Below are 18,670 nucleotides of genomic sequence, written 5' to 3' on the forward strand. Positions count from 1 at the left end.
TATATACTAATATTATAGATAATTATCGGGAATTAGTCATTATGAATATAATTGTAAATATTTGATGATGAAAAAATATGGGTCTTTTCTCGTGAAATATATGAAAAGATTTGAAGAAAAATAACAGTTTTTAGTACGTTTATAGGAAGCAGGATTGGTATGAAACGGTTAAAAGGAATAGTATTTATTGTCTCGGGAGCTATATTATGGGGAGCAACTGGTCCTTTAATGGAGTGGTTACTTAACCATACACCGTTGACAGTTTCCTTTATGTTAACAATCCGTTTAACGGTTGCAGGTATATTACTACTTACATATTTATTGTTAACTGGAAAAAATATTTTTGGTATTTGGCAGCAAAAACTTTGGGGCAGACAGCTTATTATTTTTGGTATAGCTGGGATGCTAGGTGTACAATTTGCATTTGTTGCAGCAATTAACGAAAGTAATGCTGTACTGGCAACTCTCCTGCAGTTTTTAGCGCCTATATTTGTTGTGGCATATGTCTCTCTTAGTTTAAAGAAGATGCCACCAAAATATCAAGTATTAGGTATTATTGGTACCCTTATAGGGTTATTTTTATTGCTAACGAATGCTTCATTTGAGAGTTTGCTAATTAGTCCAAAAGCCTTGCTGTGGGGGATTGCGGTAGGCTTAACATTTGCCTTTTACACATTATACCCTGCACGCTTAATGAAGGAGTGGGGAGTGTTATTAGTAGTTGGTTGGGGAATGCTCGTAGGTGGCTTCACATTAGGCTTAGTAAGCCGTGTTTGGCAGTCCAACCAATGGGGTGTTTTAACAGATTTTAAAATCCTCATATTATTAGCTGCTTTAATCTTTTTTGGAACAGTAGCCTTTATTTTGTTTTTAAGTAGTATGAAATATATTACGGCAGTTGAAACCAGTATTCTCTCCAGTATCGAACCACTAACAGCAATGATTATTTCGGTTATTGTATTCGGCACCTCTTTAGGTTTCTGGCAATTAATTGGAGTATTCGTTATGCTTGTTTGTGTAACTTGGCTTTCAGTAGCGGGTGAAAAAGCATAAATCTATTATGAAGTTAGGAGTTTTTAACTATAATAAAGTTGATTCTTACAACAAGGGGGAAAGAATATGAAAGAAGTTTTTTCCTATGTAAAACCATATAAATGGACAGCCATCTTTGCTTTATTTTTAATGCTTTTAGAATTATTTGTTGAGCTTGTGCAACCCCTCATTATGGCAAAAATTATTGATGAAGGAGTACGGGCTCAAAATCAAGGGATGATTATGCAATGGGGGGCTGTTTTACTTGCTTTATCATTTACTGCCTTTATGGCAGGAATCATCAATTCATATTTTTCATCCCATACAGCTCAAAGCTTTTCTTATGACCTAAGAAATGCCATGTTTGATAAGATACAATCCTTTACGCTAGCAACCTATCAAAAATTTTCTACTGCTTCTCTTATTACAAGATTAACGAATGATGTTACTCAGGTACAAACGGTGCTATTTATGAGCTTACGTATTATGCTCCGAGCACCACTTGCTGTTATAGGCAGCATTATAATGGCATTTGTTGTGAATGCAAAGCTGGCATTATTTTTAGTTATTGGTGCACCCATTATCTTTGTTTTTCTAATTTTTATGGTGGCCAAGGGTGTTTCATATTTTGGACGGGTACAGAAGAGAGTCGACCGTTTAAATAGGGTTTTACAGGAAAACTTACAGGCAATTCGATTAGTGAAGGCTTATTTACGAGGAACGTATGAAGCTACGCGCTTTGATGAGGTTGCTTCTCGCTTAAAAATAGATACTGTAAAAGCGTTAAGAATAATGGAATATATTATGCCCGTACTATTATTCATTATGAACATGAGTCTGCTCGCAGTCTTATGGTTTGGTACAAAGCAAATTGCGTCAGGAACTACACCGCTTGGCGATATTGTAGCTATTGTCAATTATGCGATGCGTATGACTGGCTCATTTTCAATGTTTGCATTTATTATTATTTTTTATGCACGAGCGAAAGCTTCTGCAGAACGAATGGCAGAAGTCCTTTCTATGGAAAATGAAGTAGAAGATACGTCACTTTCTGAGGAGGTAGGTCATCCTTCGCGCTATGGGGAGTTAATGTTTGAACATGTCAGTTTTACTTATCCGGGGGGAGATGCACCTGTCCTGTCAGATGTGAGCTTCCAAGTTAAGTCCGGTGAAAAATTAGCGATTATGGGGGCGACTGGTGCTGGAAAATCAACATTGTTGCAGCTTATTCCTCGTTTTTATGAAGTAACGCACGGAAGAATATTGGTAGAAGGGCAGGATGTTCAACACTGGGAATTGCAAGAGCTACGCGAAATCATTGGCTATGTTCCACAGCAATCGTTATTGTTTACTGGTAGTATTGCTGATAATGTACGTTGGGGAAATGTAGAGGCCGAAATGGATGCTGTATTACAGGCCACTATGCAGGCACAAATACATGCGTCTGTTGAAGATTTTCCAAATGGCTATGATACCAAGGTGGGACAAAAAGGTGTCAATTTATCGGGAGGACAAAAACAAAGGCTATCGATTGCTAGAGCCCTTTTGAGAAAAGGACATATTTTAATGCTTGATGATAGCACAAGTGCCCTAGATGTAAAAACCGAACAATCATTATGGGAAGCATTGAGTGAAGAGAGGGCAACAATGCTTGTTGTCACGCAAAAAATACGTACGGCTAAAGGTGCAGACCGCATTTTACTAATCGATGCGGGAAAAGTAGTTGGATATGGCACACATGAAGAGCTTTTACAAACGTCAACACTCTATAAAAAAATTGCAATCTCTCAACAGGAGGTGGAGGATTAATGGGATTTTTCCAGAAACCTTTTGGCTATGAGCCGATATTGACAAAAGATGATTTGAAGCAGGTTGTGCAGAAAAAAAAGGGACCTCGTGCATCTGATTGGAAAAGTACATTGCTGCGATTATGGAAAATTGTTGATGAACAACGAGCACTCCTCATCGTAGTACTTCTACTAGTGATGATTAGTTCGGTGTTAGCTTTGGCTGGCCCCTATTTAATTGGTCAAATGATCGATCACTATGTTATGCACGGCAAGCTTTCTGGACTAGGAAAGGGGATTGGCTTTTTAATTGGTATTTATGCCTTGTTAGCTGTCTCACTCTTCCTACAAAATTATTGGATGATCGGGATTGCACAGCAAACGATATATAGACTGCGAACAAGTGTATTTGCTCATTTTCAACGATTGCCCATTGCATTCTTTGATCGCCGTCAGCATGGCGAATTAATGAGTCGGATGACAAATGACATTGAAGCTGTTAGCTCCACATTAAACAGTTCTTTTATCCAAGTGTTTTCAAGCATACTTACGCTTGGTGGAACCGTTATTATTATGCTCAGTTTAAGCCCATTGCTGACAGTACTGACGATGACAATTATTCCACTTATGTTTTGGGCCATGCGTTGGATTACACGAAGGACAGCGCCCTTATTTAAAGAGCAGCAAGCCGCTCTTGGAGCCTTGAATGGCATGATAGAAGAAACTATTTCGGGGCAGAGGATTGTTAAAGCTTTCTCACAAGAGGAACGAATGAAAGCGGAGTTCCGTGAAAAAAGCTTGCGTCTAAGAAGAACAGGTTTTTGGGCACAGACTTACTCTGGTTATATCCCAAAGGTGATGAACTTCTTAAACAATATGAGCTTTACCATTGTAGCAGGCATAGGGGGAGTGCTCGCACTATACGGGCATGTATCGATAGGTGTTATTGTTATATTTACTGAATATGCTAGGCAATTTACACGTCCATTGAATGATTTAGCAAACCAATTTAATACGGTACTATCTGCTATTGCAGGCGCAGAACGAGTATTTGCCTTACTTGACGAACAACAAGAAGAGGAAACTGTTTCAGCTCAAAAGCATCAGTTATTGGGGCATGTGGCATTTAAGCATGTGTTCTTTAAATACGAACAAGAAGAGGAAGCTTATACATTAAAGGATGTTGATTTTAAAGTGGAGCCAGGACAATCGGTAGCGCTTGTTGGTGCTACAGGAGCTGGGAAAACGACAATTCTTCAACTTATTGCACGGTTTTATGAGGTAACAAAAGGTGAAGTATTATTTGATGGCATAAATGTGCAGCAAATAGATCGACAATCCTTACGTTCTCAGATGGCTTTTGTTTTGCAGGACCCGTTTTTATTTGAGGCTTCTGTGCGTGAAAACATTCGTTATGGTCGGCTAGATGCCAGTGATGCAGAGATTGAAGAAGCTGCCAAGCGAGCTAACGCCCATGATTTTATCATGAAGCTCAAAGATGGCTATGAAACAGTTCTTGCTGCAGATGGACGCGAGATATCACAAGGTCAAAAGCAATTGCTTTCTATAGCGAGAGCACTTATTGCTGACCCGAAAATTTTGCTATTGGATGAGGCAACAAGTAGTATCGATACTGTAACAGAAATGGCAATACAAGAGGCGCTTGATACATTAATGCAAGGACGCACAAGTTTCGTTATTGCCCATCGTTTAAATACTGTGCATAATGCCGATTTAGTTTTAGTTATGCATAAAGGCAAGTTGGTTGAAGCAGGACCTCAGCAAAAACTGATCGAATCTGGTGGTCTTTATGCACAAATGCTTCATTCATCCTCCCATCATCTTGAAGAATAAGTTAACGTAAATAAATGAATAAAAACAGAAAAACCAAACTATTACGGGATACTAAATTGGACATTTCCCACAATAGTTTGGTTTTTTCTTTAATTGATATCCATTTAGCCTCTTGTTAGTTGAATTGCAAATGTTATTAATTTGAATAAATGGTATAATAAATGTAAATTATTATATAGTATGAATGATTGTATAGCTTAAAAGTAACTAAGAAAAAAGATTAAATATCTCTAATTTTGTGAAATAAGTATATTATTTTATATCTATGATTTCTAGTAAATTTCAGTCATTTCATTGAACTTTTATAGTATAAATCCTTTTATTATTCCGGTTTTTGAAGTAAAATTCTGATTAACAGCGGTATTAATATATTTTGTTGCCAGTTTATTTTCATTCTTGCTACAATAGGGCAATAGTCTGACATAGGAACGGAGTTAAAGATGAATATTTCAGTGATGACAGTGTCTTTCCCATTAGATGGAGAAACATTGAAGGAAGTAAAATTATTATGTGAAGAAGCAACAGTTCATGATTATCGAGTATACGAAACCATTATGAATGTGCCTATGGCCAGCTCTTTCGAATCAAAGGGTTTTATGGTATTGGCGTACGAGGATGATAAAGATTTGTTAGTTGGTGCTGCAAGTGCCATTGATTTAATTGGGCTTCATACATACGAATGGTCATTAGTGGTGACACCTGCCTATCGACAAAAAGGTATTGGAACGGCATTAGTTGAGAGTATCCAAGTGGGACTAGAGGAAAGAGGAGCAGAGGGACAATTAGCAGTCGTAATTGATGGCTCTCCTTTTGGGCATACATTCATTGAACAAAAAGGGTTTGCTTACAGTTTTTCAGAAGCAACCTTAGAGACTAAAGCAGAACCAGTAGCGTTACAAAATGATATTAACATTCAACCTTATGATGGTGAGGAGGCAGAACTAATCTCTATTTATGGTGAGGCGTTTGGCGATTTACCGGAAGAATCTAAGGAACTCATTGCTTTTAACACTACTACTAATGGACGAAAACTTTGGGTTGCCTATCGAGATGGTGATATGGTTGGAACTGTAACGACAGCTAAGGAAAATGAAATCCAGTGGGTAACTGCTCTTGCTGTTCATCCTAATTATGAAGGACAAGGTATTGGAACGGCACTTCTTTCTTTTTCAAAGGATTATGCGAGTAAAGTTGGCGCAAAATTTGTCATGCTCGACGTAGAAATCGACAATAAAAAAGCACTATCTGTCTATGAAAAGGCTGGTTTTATGAAGGCACAACAAATTGATTATTATGTAAAACAATAGGAAAAAGGGCGATGAGTGTTAGTAAACATCAACTCATCGCTCTTTTTTAGCATAATTACCTACTATCTTCATATAATATTAATAAGCTTTAAGAAAGGAGTCGTGATCATGCGCATGCCAGCATTGCCTAAAAAGAAGTCTCCTCCAAAGGAAGCCCCTAGTTCATGGTGGAAAGTAGTAAAAGCTTATTTATCGAAAGGAAAGTTTTATAGATTACCACCAAGAAATTGATGATCGATAAAAAAAAGTCGCCTTCTAGCGACTTTTTAATTTTTCAATAAAAATGTATTTTTGGATGGACCTATTAAGTACAGCTCATGCATTGCTCGTGTAAGTGCTACGTAAAGTAGCTTTCGATCAATTGGCGTATCATAGAAAGGTGTATCAAATGCAGCTACAATCACTGCATCAAATTCAAGTCCTTTAGCTAGATGACTTGGTACAACAAGCAACATTTCCTGATTAATCGATTCGTTTTCAGTTAGGAGCTGTGAGGCAATATCGCTCATTTTTAATGTCTGATACATCGTGATAGCTTCCGCTGTAGTTTTGCAAATTAAAGCGATGGAACGATGACCATTTTGACGAATAGCTTCAAAGATCTCTTTAATTTTTAAAGCATCGAAATGATCAGCTTGAATAAAACTTGGTACATTACCGTGACGAACAACTGGCTCTACCAAAGGAAGCTGTTCACTCATTTGCGCTAATATTTGGTTAGCTACTTCCATAATTTCGATGGTTGTTCGGTAGCTTTTTTGTAATGTTCGGAAACTTGCACGTGGAAACAAGCTTTGTACAGGCTCCCAAGCTGTTAATGAACGATAGCTGTGAATCCCTTGGGCTAAATCACCAACCATTGTAAACATATCTGTATCGAGACCTGTTTTTAAAGCAGCAAGCTGGAATAAACTATAATCTTGTACCTCATCGATAAAGACAACACGCATTTTCCATTCATCTGGGATGCCTTTTAGACGGGCTTGTAAATAGTATAGTGCAGCCAAATCTTCAAGTGCCCAATGTTCTTTCCGGTGTGCCTGTAAAAATTGTTGTTGTTCGAGATAATGCCATTCAGGAGCCAGCTCTGCTAAAAGTTCTGCATCAGTGAGAAGGGTGCGATAGAGTGTCTTGATATTATGTTTAGTAAAACGTCGCATATATGCCGTTGCAGTGGTTTTCGTTTCTTTTTCAATAGCTGGAATACGTTCATCGCGTTCATCGATAAATTTAGTAACAACCCGTCGTCGTTTTTCATCATCCCGAATACCATTTAAAGCTTTACCCAATGCTTCATCATACTTTTTATGAAGTGTTGCTAGGACAACTTGTTTTTTTTGACGGACATGGCTTGTTAACACCTTCTTAATATGGGCAAGGCGTTTTTCGATAGGCATATAAGAAAACTCATATAAAAACAGCTTCTTTAAATGGGAAGCACGCATGATACAGTATTTTTCAATATATACATCTTCAAATTGCTCTGCAATCTCCTGTTCTAGCTTTTGAATGTAACGTTCGATGACATCACGATAATAAAGAGAGCCTTTCATTTCAGCGATCCATGCAGTTGGCTCCTGATTTCCTCCAGCAACAAGCGATTCTAATTGCTCATTCGGATTTTGAAGTTTTAGCTTTAATTTAGTGGCGGAAAGAACGTAGTCTGTAAAAGTAGTTTGGCAAATTTTATCGACACCGAGCTCTGGTAAAACATCTCCGATATAATCAATAAATAACTTATTTGGTGCTAAAATCATGAGCTGCTCTGGATTAAAGTTCTCACCCATTGTGTAGAGGAAGTAAGATATACGGTGTAGAGCGATTGTTGTTTTTCCACTACCTGCTGCACCTTGCACAATAATTGGTTGACGAAGGTGTGCTCGGATAATGTCATTTTGCTCCTTTTGAATTGTCGAGACAATTTCGGTTAGTCGAACATCTGCTTTCCCAGCTAACGCTTCTTGCAGTAGTTCATCGTTTGTTGTTAAGTCAATATCACGTATATCGAGTAATTCGCCATTCTCAATCTTGTATTGTCTTTTAGCATAGAGATGTCCTTTATGAACTTCTCCGCGGACATCATATTCCATATCGCCAAGACGTCCATCATAATAGACATTGGCTACAGGTGAGCGCCAGTCAACAATAATGGGCTCATGGGTTTCGCGATGAAAGAGTGAGGTTTTCCCGATGTAGAGAAATTCCTCTGGATCGCCTGTCTTTTGGAAATGAATTCTAGCAAAGTATGGCTTCTTACGAACAGCTTCTAGGCCTTCCTTTTGGTTACGAGCCATTTCAAAGAATCTGGCATTTGTTAAGATATTTAAATAACTTAAACTTGAATCTAAGTAATCAAGGTCAGCCATAGATTTACGAATATTTTCCTGGGCCGATTGTAAATCTCTTTGTGATTCATTGAGTATTTGCTGCATATATCTTTGGGTATATGCCAACCGCTCTACTTCAGCCTGAAAATCTGGATGTTGTACAGTCATTTTTAGCACCTCCTAGGTACTTACAATTTCAAAGTAGATTATCATACTACTATATATAATATTTACCATCAAGTGAAAGCAGAAAAGTTAATTATGCTACTATTACATTGAGGTTTGGAAAGCTTTATTTTTTAAGTTTCTTTAAAGGAAATAGAGGAGGTTAATGATTTTGGATATTTTTGCACATAGAGGTGTCTCGGCACGCTACCCAGAAAATACAATTGCGGCATTTCAAGCGGCAGCTAGGCTTCCTATTGCGGGAATTGAGCTAGATGTTCATTTAACAGCAGATAAAGAGGTGGTAGTCATACATGATGAAACAATTGATCGTACCTCTAATGGTTCAGGCTATGTGAAAGATTTTACATTACAACAGTTACGTACATTTGACTTTGGTTCGTGGATGTCGCCGAAATTCAGCGGAGAAACGATCCCTACGCTAGGAGAAGTATTGGAGCTGTTTGCAGGTACAAATCATCGAATTAATATCGAGCTGAAGACAGATATTATTTCATACGAAGGAATTGAAGCACTTGTTCTCAAAGAGGTTGCAGCACAGCAAATGACAGAGCGAGTCATTATTTCATCTTTCAACCATGAATCCTTACAAACCGTTTCACAAATTGCGCCATATATTGAAATTGCAGCATTGTTCGCAGAGGTTTTAGTGGATTTTACGACTTATATTGCTCTCATCCCAGCTAAAGCACTACATGTTAGTCTACCGACAGCCTTTCGCAAATCAGTTAAATTAGCATTAGCTGAAGGGGCAATCGTTCGTGTTTATACAGTTAATGATGAGCGCCATGCCCGATCTTTGCAACAGCTTGGTATACACGCGATATTTACAGATGATCCTGAGAAAATACTTCTTGCCCTTAGCTAGAGCAATGGGGGTGCTAGGAGACATCAAGCTTCCGTGGAATAACAAGTTATTATAGTAATACCCACGGGAAGCGGCGTCTTCTATAAGATGTGTACTACCATTTAGCGCGATGTTCCTCAATGCCTCCAAGCATCTGTTGAATAACCAGTGTTTCACCATTATCGAGTAGAATGGAGCCATCATAATAACCAAATAGTTGATGTACCTCTGATTTAACCAATTTCGCATTTGTTTGAGCAACACGTTCAAAAAATGGAGAGAATGTTAGTGAGACTTGATTAGAGAATTTTGTTTTTACTTTCCAGCGCTGCATATAATCCTCGGAATCATATTGAAACAATAAATCCTCATGTATTTTTGTCATTTTACCATCCACAAAAATTGCATTTTCAGTCATGCCAGTGCCGTCTGTCCATTTACCTCCTAAATTAAGTCCAATGCGTCGTCCACGAACCCGCTGGGAAGCCATTCCCCAATTCCACAATGCCTCACGGGGCCAAATACCTCGTCCATAATCTAACACTGCAAAATTTTCTTCAGCTGAGAAATTAAAACGTCGAGTACCAATTGTGACAAAACCTGAAGTTGGTAGTATATGATGCTTGCCTGTAAACTGAAATGTTTTACGATTCCAAGGGATGACAACATTTAAAGTTTCGTCTGTAGGAGGATGTTGAATAATAAGCTTTGCACGTAAAACGTCTCCATCAAAGTTTGGTATGGAAACCGATAAATGGGTTTCATTTTGAATAAATAATTGATCAATCATCATTTCGCTATTTTTAAAGGAAACGGATTCTAAAACCTGTGAAGGCATTTTTAATTTACCACCGAGGGGAATTGTAATCGTTTTTTCGAAATAGCGCTGTGTTTCATATTCAAGAAAATAAACGAAGCAGACTGCTGCATAATCTAGATGACTAATTGTAGCAGAGAAAAGGATTTCATCACCATAGACACACCAATAGTTCCATTTCTTTTTACGCATGATATGACCGCTTAAATTACTATTAATGAGTGGTTTACGTGCAAATCCGATGGCTGCTGGATTTAAATTACCCTTTTTATCGCATAAAAGAGTTGGCTGCAAAATTTCTTTCTCAGCATGCTGCTTCACATTGAACATCCCTTCTGGTCATTAAATAAAATCTACATTTCTTTAAACCTTATTGTAGCAAAAATGTTCTTGAAAATGGAAAAGAACATGCTGATTATAGCTGTTTTCAGGTAAGAATAAGAGGAAGGACCTAACTAATAGAAATATATAAGTAGACATATGATGGCATGAGGAGGGGATGTATGGCGAAAATGTATAACAGACAGGCTGCTGTTCAGTATGCCAATTTATGGTGGAATAGACGTAATCCTGCGTTTCCTAATTTTGATGTTGATTGCACAAATTATATATCTCAGTGCTTACTAGCAGGCGGCGCACCAATGCGAGGAGCACCTAGCAGAGATAAAGGGTGGTGGATGCAACAAGGGAATTGGAGCTTTAGCTGGTCCGTAGCCCACTCATTAAGATGGTATTTAGAGGGATCTACAACTGGATTAAAAGGCACGCGTGTGCAATATGCTGAGGAATTAGAGCTGGGAGATGTTATCTTTTATGATTTTCAAGGAAATGGAAGGATCGACCACTCTGTGATTGTCACAAGCATTCAAAATGGCATACCTTATGTGAATGCGCATACCTCGGATAGTATTAATCGACCGTATTTTTACGAGGACTCTACAGCCTATACACCGAGCATGACTTACTTTTTCTATCATATAGACGACAGCTTTGCATAGGAAGAGGTAGTGTTAAAGCATATCATTTTATGATAATGTGAAAGATAGAAGAAATAATTTAAATATGTTGTCTTGTGGTAGAAGGAGAATAGATATATGAGCGAACAAATTTTATCTGTTAGAGATGCAATTATGCAACGACGATCCATTAAAAAATTTAATGGTCAGCCTGTAGAGCGTGAAGATTTAATGGCTATTATTGATGATGCAGTATGGGCCCCGAATCACGGTAACCGAGAGCCTTGGCGCTTAGTAGTAGCTTGTGGAAAGGAAATTGTAGATCTGCATCATTTATTACGTGACCTGACTATTCCAAAATGGCAGGAGCTTTCAAGTGAAGATTTAGCAAAGCAAATGATGAAGTTTACATTACCAGGTGGTTATGCCTTTGTTATCGTGCCAGAGGATGCTCGTCAAAAAGAGCGTCTAGAAGATTACGCTGCTGCAAGTACCTTCATTCAGAATATACAATTATTGGCGTGGGATAGAGGAATCGGCTCTTGCTGGAAAACACCAGCCTTCTTAGACAATCCAAAATTCCGTGAGGCCCTGAAAGTTCAACCAGGAGAGCGTGTCATTGCCATGCTACAAGTTGGCTATTTTGATGAAGTGCCAAAAGGTAGAGAACGCAAACAGGCTGCTGAAATTGTCACTGTGTTTGGTGAGTAACAAAAAATCCCTTCGCTAAAAAGCGATGGGATTTTTATTTGTTAGAAACTATTATTTTTGTAATTCAGCAACCTCGAATAAATAGTCACTTAAAACACGTAAGCCTTTATCGAAGTTTTCTAGATGGAAGTGCTCGTTTGGTGCGTGGAAGTTTTCACTTGATAGACCAAAGCCCATTAACACCACAGGTAATGCTAAAATTTCATCAAATGCAGCGACGATAGGAATAGAGCCACCACCACGTGTGTAAGCAGTTGGTACATTATACACTTTTTCATAAGAACGTCCTGCTGCTTGGATAAATGGATGGTCGAATGGAGTTAAGAATGGACGACCTTTATCGAATTCAGAAATGTTAATTTCCACACCAGCAGGCTTATGCTTTTCAACATGCGCTTTTAAAAGGGCGACAATTTCATCAGGCTCTTGGTTTGGAACAAGACGACATGTGATTTTAGCGCCAGCTTCAGCAGGTAAAACTGTTTTGATGCCTTCACCAGAGAAACCACCAAATACACCATTCACCTCAAGTGTTGGACGTGCCCAAGTTCGTTCTAAGTATGAAAACCCTTGTTCACCGAATAATTCTTTTACGCCAACTTCCTGTTTAACTGATTCTTCATCAAAGCCAAGTGCAAGGTAAGCTTCACGTTCTTCCTCTGTTAAAGGCAATACTTTATCGTAGAAGCCATCAACTTGAATTGTTCCATGTTCATCACGGAAGGATGCTAAAATTTCAGCTAATGCATGAATGGCATTTTGTACGCCACCACCGTAAAGTCCAGAGTGTAAATCTCCCTTAGCCCCACGAACATCAATTTGAATGCCTGTTAAACCACGTAAGCCATAGCAAACCGCAGGCTTACCAGGACCATAGAGACCTGTATCAGAAATTAAAATTAAATCTGCTTCTAATTTTTCCTTATTTTGCTCTACATAGGCTGGTAGGTGTGGGCTGCCGATTTCTTCTTCGCCTTCATAAATGAATTTAACGTTAACTGGTAAAGTCCCCGTTGTCGCAAATAGTGCCTCAATCATTTTTAAGTGCATAAACACTTGCCCTTTATCATCACTAGCACCACGAGCAAATAATTTATTGTCGCGAATTGTAGGATTAAACGGCTCACTATCCCATAAATTTAATGGATCAACCGGTTGCACATCATAGTGACCGTAAAATAAAATCGTTGGTTTTCCTTCAGCGTGTAGCCAATCTGCATAGACAACAGGGTGCCCAGCTGTTTGGGTAATAGAGATATTTTCAAGATTTAGTTTCTCAAACGCACTAGCTAACCATTGTGCGGCATGTTGGATATCTTCCTTATGTTCAGATAAAGAGCTAATACTTGGAATTCGTAAAAATTCCTTCAATTCATTTAAATGTGCTTCACGATGTTCTACAAAATAAGCATCTAATTGCTGTAAATTAGTCATCTAGCATCCCTCTTTCTAATATTTCGATAATAGAAATAGTATAGCATATCAAAACTCGAAAGTATTGAAAGCTGCGATTCTGATTTTATGATTCAGAGGGAGTAATTTTTTCTTTCAGCATAGATGCCTGTTTCATATATAAAAGACACTGTTGGCTCAACAGTGTCTTTGGGAGGATCTTCGCCACCGGGGGTTAATTCGGTTTGGTGGAGATCTTTTATTTGTTAGCTCATCTATGAAATTTGTAGGGAAGATGAGTTTATATTAACTCTTTTTTGTTTTACTGCTACTAATGTTTGGTGATGGTGGTGAGTTGTAGACACGTGAATAGGGTGGGATTGAATTCATTAGCCAAATATTACTGCCTAGCACTGAATCATGGCCGATCGTCGTCTCGCCACCTAAAATTGTTGCACCTGCATAAATAACGACATTATCCTCGATATTAGGATGTCGTTTAATTCCTTTAATTGGATTACCATTTTCATCAAGAGGGAAGCTTAATGCCCCTAATGTAACACTTTGATAGATTTTGACGTTATTGCCTATGTTACATGTTTCACCGATAACGACCCCTGTGCCATGGTCGATAAAGAAGGATTCTCCAATTGTTGCCCCTGGATGAATATCGATTCCTGTTAAACTGTGTGCATACTCTGACATAATACGTGGCACAATCGGTACTCCCTGTTCATATAGCTCGTGTGCAATACGGTGAATATATACAGCTACGATTGATGGATAGCTTAATAAAATCTCCTCTGTAGAAAGAGCAGCCGGGTCACCGTTGTATGCTGCCTGAATATCTGTTTGCAAAATTTTACGGATATTCGGGAATTGGGAGATTAACTTCATTACAATACGGTCCGCATCCTCTTGACACGTGCAGTTGTCTGTATCGCTATTATATTCCATATTGTAAATTAATACTTTTTCAATGATATCACGTAAATCTAATGCCGTTTCACGCAGTTTATTACTACTTACAATATTAATTCGAGTATTATCGATCGGTGGAGCCGTATGAATACCTGGGAACAGCACTTCGTGAAAATTATCTAAAATTTTATAAATTTGATTGCGCCCAACAAAGCCTATTGAATTTTCGATATCAACATATTGCCGGTTAATATCGTTTAATGAACTTGTGATTTCTGGAACTTTTTCATTTAGCCAATCATTTAAATTCATAAATAAATCACACCCTTCACTTTCATAATATAAAAATACTGATGTAATAAAAGTATATAGCATTTCATCCATTTATGAGATAGTTATTCAAATTCTTTTAACAAGTATTATTTGAGAAGAAGTGTAATAAGTCTATATACAATATTTATATTTATTTGTAGATTACTTTTTTATTTACCTCTGAAAAACTTGTAATTAAAAGGGATTCTCCTTTTGCTGTCGTTTGTTTATCCCCGCTAAAATGAACATACCTCAATATATTTATAAAATTAAATAATAACCTTATATATTTTAGAATTAACTAAAGATTAAAATGCCTGTAGAGGGAGGAGAGTATACTAAAAGTTTCATTTATACAAATCACAAAGTAGGGGGATGGCAGCATGGAATTCCTTGTTGTGATAATCGGAATTATTCGATAAAAATCAGGGGGTATATGATGAGTAACGCAGAATTTAAAAAACAACTACAAGAATGGCGACAACAATTACACAGAATTCCTGAGACTGCTTTCGAGGAAGTAAAAACATCGGCTTATATAGCACAAGAACTCAAAAAGATGGGTTTAGAGGTACATGAAAATATCGGGCGTACAGGTGTTGTAGCAAGCCTTACTGTTGGAGAAGGGAACGGGATTATTGGATTACGAGCTGATATGGATGCATTAAATCTAATGGAAGTGAAGAAACTTCCTTATCGCTCAGAACATCAAGGAAAAATGCATGCATGTGGACATGATGGTCACATGACTACTTTATTAGGAGCCGCTAAATTACTTTCTACTCGAAAAAACTTTAATGGTACTGTTCGATTCATCTTTCAACCTGCTGAGGAAATTGGAAAAGGTGCTCAAGCGATGATGGACGATAAATTATTTGAACGCTTCCCAGTTGACGCAATTTACGGCCTGCATAATATGCCGGGATTACCAGTTGGAACGATTCATACTAAGTCAGGTCCGATTATGGCTAGCGAAGATAACTTTGTTATTCGAATTAAAGGAAAAGGCTCACATTCATCAAGTCCACATATGGGTATTGATCCTTTAGTAATAGCAGCAGAAATTATTCTTGCACTTCAAACAGTAGTGGCGAGAAATCTAGATCCGCTTCAAACAGCAGTTGTATCATGTACAGAAATTCATTCAGATGGAATTCGAAATGCAATTCCCTCTAATGTAGAAATTAAAGGAGATACGAGGAGCTTTACTCCAGAAGTTCAAAAACTTTTAGAAGAAAGAATGAGAAGTATTTGTGAAAGTATATGTGCCATGCACGGTGCAGAGTGCGAATTTGAGTATACTCATGAATTTTCGCCGACAATTAACTGGGATGAATGCAATGAAACGGCTATCATAGCAGCTAACAATGTTGTTCGTGTAGAAAATACAAACAGTGATTGTGTACCAATCATGGCCTCGGAGGATTTTGGTAAATTTATAGAGGAAATTCCCGGCTGCTTTGTATTCCTTGGAAGTAAAGATGAAGATGAAGAAGTCATTCCACTGCATAACTCCCATTACGATTACAATGACGCAATCTTAGAAACAGGTGCTGAATTCTTTGCCGAAATTATTAAACTATGTCTAGCAAAATAATAGATTGCTTACAGAGAATTGGAGATGATTAAATATGAAGTTAGTAAAGCTTAATAGAAAGAAAAAACCTAGTATTAACATTGATTTTTTAGGCGTAGAGGAAGCTCAAAAAGTGCATACATTTCACAAAAGTTTCCCACAGTATGAACCAACACCTTTAGCTGTTTTAAATAAGTTGGCTCAGGAATTAAATGTTAGCAAAGTATTTGTCAAAGATGAATCATATCGCTTTGGATTGAACGCATTTAAAGCTTTAGGTGGTTCCTATGCGATTGGACAACACTTAGCAAGTCAATTAAATATTGATCCTGCCAATGTAACTTACGACAAGCTTGTTTCACCTGAAGTGAAAGAAAAATTAGGCGAAATGACTTTTATTACTGCAACTGATGGAAATCACGGCAGAGGTGTCGCATGGACAGCAAAAAAATTGGAACAAAAATCTGTTGTATATATGCCTAAAGGATCTTCTGAGGAAAGATTACAACATATTAAAAACTTAGGAGCTAATGCATCTATTACTTCTGTTAATTATGATGATACGGTTCGTTTAGCTGCTGAACATGCTGAGAAAAATAATTGGGTATTGGTCCAGGACACAGCATGGGAAAACTACGAGGAAATACCAAAGAGAATTATGCAAGGCTATATCACAATGGTGGTAGAAACATATGAGCAGCTTAAGGAGATAGGTGAAAAGCCTACACATATCTTTATTCAAGCTGGTGTTGGCTCACTAGCAGCAACAGTTCAAGGTTTCTTCGCAAACATTTATGGTGAAGAGCGCCCAATTACCGTTGTTGTAGAACCAGACAAGGCAAATTGTATATTTAAAACGGCCGAAGCAAATGATGGTGAACTACACTATGTAAAAGGTGATATGGATACCATTATGGCAGGGTTGGCTTGCGGTGAACCAAGTACATTAGGTTGGGAAATTTTAAAAGATTATGCTGACGCCTTTCTTTCCTGCCCAGACAACATCGCTGCTCAAGGAATGAGAATTTTAGCAGCACCGATTAAGGGTGATGTACAAGTTATTTCAGGTGAATCTGGGGCAGTTGGGGTAGGGGCTGTAAGCGAAATTTTAAGACGAAGCCAGTACGCAGAATTAAAGGAACAATTAAACCTTACTGCAGATTCAAAAATTCTATTCTTTAGCACGGAAGGTGATACGGACGCCACACATTATAAAAAGGTTGTATGGGATGGGGCATATTCAATATAAACCATCCTATAGGAGATAGCATAATGAGTATTGAAAAAGTATCAACAGATAAGGCATCAGCAGCAATTGGTCCTTATTGACAAGCAATTAAAGCTGGAGATTTTTTATTCGTGTCATGGCAGCTTACTATAAACCCTAAAACAGGAGAGTTTCCAGAAGGGGGAGTAAAAGAGCAAGCTCATCAAGGTTTTAAAAACATAAAAAGTATTCTAGCAGATGCAGGGTTTAATTTTACAAATGTAGTGAAAAAATCATATTATTAAATAACATCAATGATTTTGCCACAGTAAATAAAATTTATATGAAATATTTTGCTGGTGATATTTTACCTGCTCATGCAGTTTATGCAGTGGTGTTTACCAAAAAATGCATTAGTAGAAATAGAGGTGATCGCATACTACAGATAAAATATATTTTCCTAAATTAAAGGTTTAAGTCCGTTGTTTAATAGGACTTAAACCTTTTAATTTGAAGGTCCGTTATTTAAAATCTTTTTTTGATAGGCTAATGGAGTCGTACGCATTATTTCTTTAAATTTGCTAATGTAATAACTCGTACTATTAAATCCTACTTGATAAGCGACTTCCGTAACAGAAAAATCACTTCGCTGTAATAAATATAAGCTTTTTTTAATGCGATAATCGATCACATAATTCAAAGGGCTCATTTTAAAATATCGTTTAAAATATCTACAGCATTCCGATTTACTAAGCTGCCCTGCACGTGCTATATCTGCTAACGTTATCTTTTCCATATAATATTGATGAATCCAACTTAGCATTCCTTTAACTCTATTGTTTTTCAATTCTTCTGATTCTATAAATTGTAATTGAAAACCACTAGCGATTAAATTCCTCCAAATAAACGTTAACTTAATTGATATATCAACCTCATATTTTTGTGGTTTTTGATCAATATATTGATATATTTGATAAATAGCATTTAAGATATTCTTTCCCCAAAGTTCATCCGTATTTATTAGGATATAGGGTAAATTAGTTGCTTCTATATACGGTTTTACATAAATATTATAGAGCTCTTGCGATAAAATATAGTGAGGAGAGACGTTTAAGCAGATAAAAGTGCAACTTGTATTACTTTTTGACATATGCAATCGACCGCTATTTATAAACAAACCATCTCCTTCTTTAAGTTCGATGTATTCCTCATTTACTTGAAAAATTCCTTCACCCTGTAAAACGGAAACAAATTGAATTTCTTCATGCCAATGAAGGGGAACGTAACCATATATATGATTAGAGTTATCGTTTGAGATGACTGATTTATAGCATGCAATGGGCATAACAAAAGTATGATGTTTTGTTAATTCTCTTAAATTTTCATCAGTTGATACAATAATCTTTTGCATAAGTATCACCTCAATACTTTTCTTTTA

The 18,670-nt window shown here is 37.3% G+C and carries 15 protein-coding genes; 10 read left to right on the plus strand and 5 right to left on the minus strand.

The annotated features are described in order from the left end of the window. Positions 1-159: 159 nt before the first annotated feature. From OU989_RS01860 to OU989_RS01875, 4 genes are all read left to right on the plus strand, one after another. The gene (locus OU989_RS01860) at positions 160-1,053 is read left to right on the plus strand and encodes a DMT family transporter (protein WP_274795423.1); all 894 of its coding nucleotides are present in this window, start codon (positions 160-162) and stop codon (positions 1,051-1,053) included. Positions 1,054-1,119: 66 nt separating this feature from the next. Next, positions 1,120-2,841, plus strand: coding sequence for an ABC transporter ATP-binding protein (locus OU989_RS01865; protein WP_274795424.1), 1,722 nt, complete (start codon positions 1,120-1,122; stop codon positions 2,839-2,841). Then, positions 2,841-4,673: an ABC transporter ATP-binding protein gene (locus OU989_RS01870; RefSeq protein WP_274795425.1), complete on the plus strand. Its 1,833-nt coding sequence runs from the start codon at positions 2,841-2,843 to the stop codon at positions 4,671-4,673. The genes OU989_RS01865 and OU989_RS01870 overlap by 1 nt, the downstream gene beginning before the upstream one ends. A gap of 440 nt (positions 4,674-5,113) precedes the next feature. Next, the gene (locus OU989_RS01875; protein WP_274795426.1) at positions 5,114-5,980 is read left to right on the plus strand and encodes a GNAT family N-acetyltransferase; all 867 of its coding nucleotides are present in this window, start codon (positions 5,114-5,116) and stop codon (positions 5,978-5,980) included. A gap of 266 nt (positions 5,981-6,246) precedes the next feature. Here the strand turns inward: OU989_RS01875 and helD are convergent, their stop codons facing one another. Beyond that, the gene (gene helD / locus OU989_RS01880; protein WP_274795427.1) at positions 6,247-8,475 is read right to left on the minus strand and encodes an RNA polymerase recycling motor HelD; all 2,229 of its coding nucleotides are present in this window, start codon (positions 8,473-8,475) and stop codon (positions 6,247-6,249) included. Between the two features lie 169 nt (positions 8,476-8,644). On the opposite strand from helD, the gene OU989_RS01885 reads away from it, so the two are divergent. Continuing rightward, the gene (locus OU989_RS01885; RefSeq protein ID WP_274795428.1) at positions 8,645-9,361 is read left to right on the plus strand and encodes a glycerophosphodiester phosphodiesterase; all 717 of its coding nucleotides are present in this window, start codon (positions 8,645-8,647) and stop codon (positions 9,359-9,361) included. Between the two features lie 94 nt (positions 9,362-9,455). Here the strand turns inward: OU989_RS01885 and OU989_RS01890 are convergent, their stop codons facing one another. Beyond that, on the minus strand, positions 9,456-10,478 hold the full coding sequence (locus tag OU989_RS01890; protein WP_274795429.1) for a DUF2804 domain-containing protein: 1,023 nt from the start codon (positions 10,476-10,478) through the stop codon (positions 9,456-9,458). Between the two features lie 182 nt (positions 10,479-10,660). Between OU989_RS01890 and OU989_RS01895 the strand changes: the two genes are divergently transcribed. Then, positions 10,661-11,155, plus strand: a complete 495-nt coding sequence (locus OU989_RS01895; protein WP_274795430.1) for an amidase domain-containing protein — start codon at positions 10,661-10,663, stop codon at positions 11,153-11,155. Between the two features lie 96 nt (positions 11,156-11,251). Then, on the plus strand, positions 11,252-11,824 hold the full coding sequence (locus OU989_RS01900) for a nitroreductase family protein (protein ID WP_274795431.1): 573 nt from the start codon (positions 11,252-11,254) through the stop codon (positions 11,822-11,824). Between the two features lie 51 nt (positions 11,825-11,875). Here OU989_RS01900 and OU989_RS01905 read toward each other — a convergent pair whose 3' ends face one another. Both OU989_RS01905 and epsC read right to left on the minus strand, forming a co-directional pair. Then, positions 11,876-13,258 (minus strand): dipeptidase, encoded by a 1,383-nt coding sequence (locus OU989_RS01905; protein ID WP_274795432.1) that lies wholly within the window; start codon positions 13,256-13,258, stop codon positions 11,876-11,878. Positions 13,259-13,522: 264 nt separating this feature from the next. Continuing rightward, positions 13,523-14,449, minus strand: coding sequence for a serine O-acetyltransferase EpsC (gene epsC / locus OU989_RS01910; protein WP_274795433.1), 927 nt, complete (start codon positions 14,447-14,449; stop codon positions 13,523-13,525). 439 nt (positions 14,450-14,888) lie between these two features. On the opposite strand from epsC, the gene OU989_RS01915 reads away from it, so the two are divergent. From OU989_RS01915 to OU989_RS01925, 3 genes are all read left to right on the plus strand, one after another. After that, positions 14,889-16,046, plus strand: a complete 1,158-nt coding sequence (locus OU989_RS01915; RefSeq protein ID WP_274795434.1) for a M20 aminoacylase family protein — start codon at positions 14,889-14,891, stop codon at positions 16,044-16,046. A gap of 34 nt (positions 16,047-16,080) precedes the next feature. After that, positions 16,081-17,274 carry a diaminopropionate ammonia-lyase gene (dpaL, locus tag OU989_RS01920; protein ID WP_274795435.1) on the plus strand — a complete coding sequence of 398 codons (1,194 nt, stop codon included), beginning with the start codon at positions 16,081-16,083 and terminating at the stop codon, positions 17,272-17,274. 86 nt (positions 17,275-17,360) lie between these two features. Beyond that, on the plus strand, positions 17,361-17,537 hold the full coding sequence (locus tag OU989_RS01925) for a Rid family hydrolase (RefSeq protein WP_274797258.1): 177 nt from the start codon (positions 17,361-17,363) through the stop codon (positions 17,535-17,537). A gap of 200 nt (positions 17,538-17,737) precedes the next feature. Here the strand turns inward: OU989_RS01925 and OU989_RS01930 are convergent, their stop codons facing one another. After that, the gene (locus OU989_RS01930; protein ID WP_274795436.1) at positions 17,738-18,643 is read right to left on the minus strand and encodes an AraC family transcriptional regulator; all 906 of its coding nucleotides are present in this window, start codon (positions 18,641-18,643) and stop codon (positions 17,738-17,740) included. Positions 18,644-18,670 lie beyond the last annotated feature (27 nt).

The sequence above is a fragment of the Lysinibacillus irui genome, assembly GCF_028877475.1.
Taxonomy (GTDB): Bacteria; Bacillota; Bacilli; order Bacillales_A; family Planococcaceae; genus Lysinibacillus; species Lysinibacillus irui.

Bases quoted from the DNA above. Each gene is read 5' to 3' on its own strand.
- OU989_RS01930 (WP_274795436.1), bottom strand. From the start codon at position 18,643: ATGCAAAAGATTATTGTATCAACTGATGAAAATTTAAGAGAATTAACA.
- OU989_RS01905 (WP_274795432.1), bottom strand. From the start codon at position 13,258: ATGACTAATTTACAGCAATTAGATGCTTATTTTGTAGAACATCGTGAA.
- OU989_RS01895 (WP_274795430.1), top strand. From the start codon at position 10,661: ATGGCGAAAATGTATAACAGACAGGCTGCTGTTCAGTATGCCAATTTA.
- OU989_RS01875 (WP_274795426.1), top strand. From the start codon at position 5,114: ATGAATATTTCAGTGATGACAGTGTCTTTCCCATTAGATGGAGAAACA.
- OU989_RS01865 (WP_274795424.1), top strand. From the start codon at position 1,120: ATGAAAGAAGTTTTTTCCTATGTAAAACCATATAAATGGACAGCCATC.
- OU989_RS01860 (WP_274795423.1), top strand. From the start codon at position 160: ATGAAACGGTTAAAAGGAATAGTATTTATTGTCTCGGGAGCTATATTA.
- OU989_RS01870 (WP_274795425.1), top strand. From the start codon at position 2,841: ATGGGATTTTTCCAGAAACCTTTTGGCTATGAGCCGATATTGACAAAA.
- dpaL (WP_274795435.1), top strand. From the start codon at position 16,081: ATGAAGTTAGTAAAGCTTAATAGAAAGAAAAAACCTAGTATTAACATT.
- helD (WP_274795427.1), bottom strand. From the start codon at position 8,475: ATGACTGTACAACATCCAGATTTTCAGGCTGAAGTAGAGCGGTTGGCA.
- OU989_RS01900 (WP_274795431.1), top strand. From the start codon at position 11,252: ATGAGCGAACAAATTTTATCTGTTAGAGATGCAATTATGCAACGACGA.
- OU989_RS01915 (WP_274795434.1), top strand. From the start codon at position 14,889: ATGAGTAACGCAGAATTTAAAAAACAACTACAAGAATGGCGACAACAA.
- epsC (WP_274795433.1), bottom strand. From the start codon at position 14,449: ATGAATTTAAATGATTGGCTAAATGAAAAAGTTCCAGAAATCACAAGT.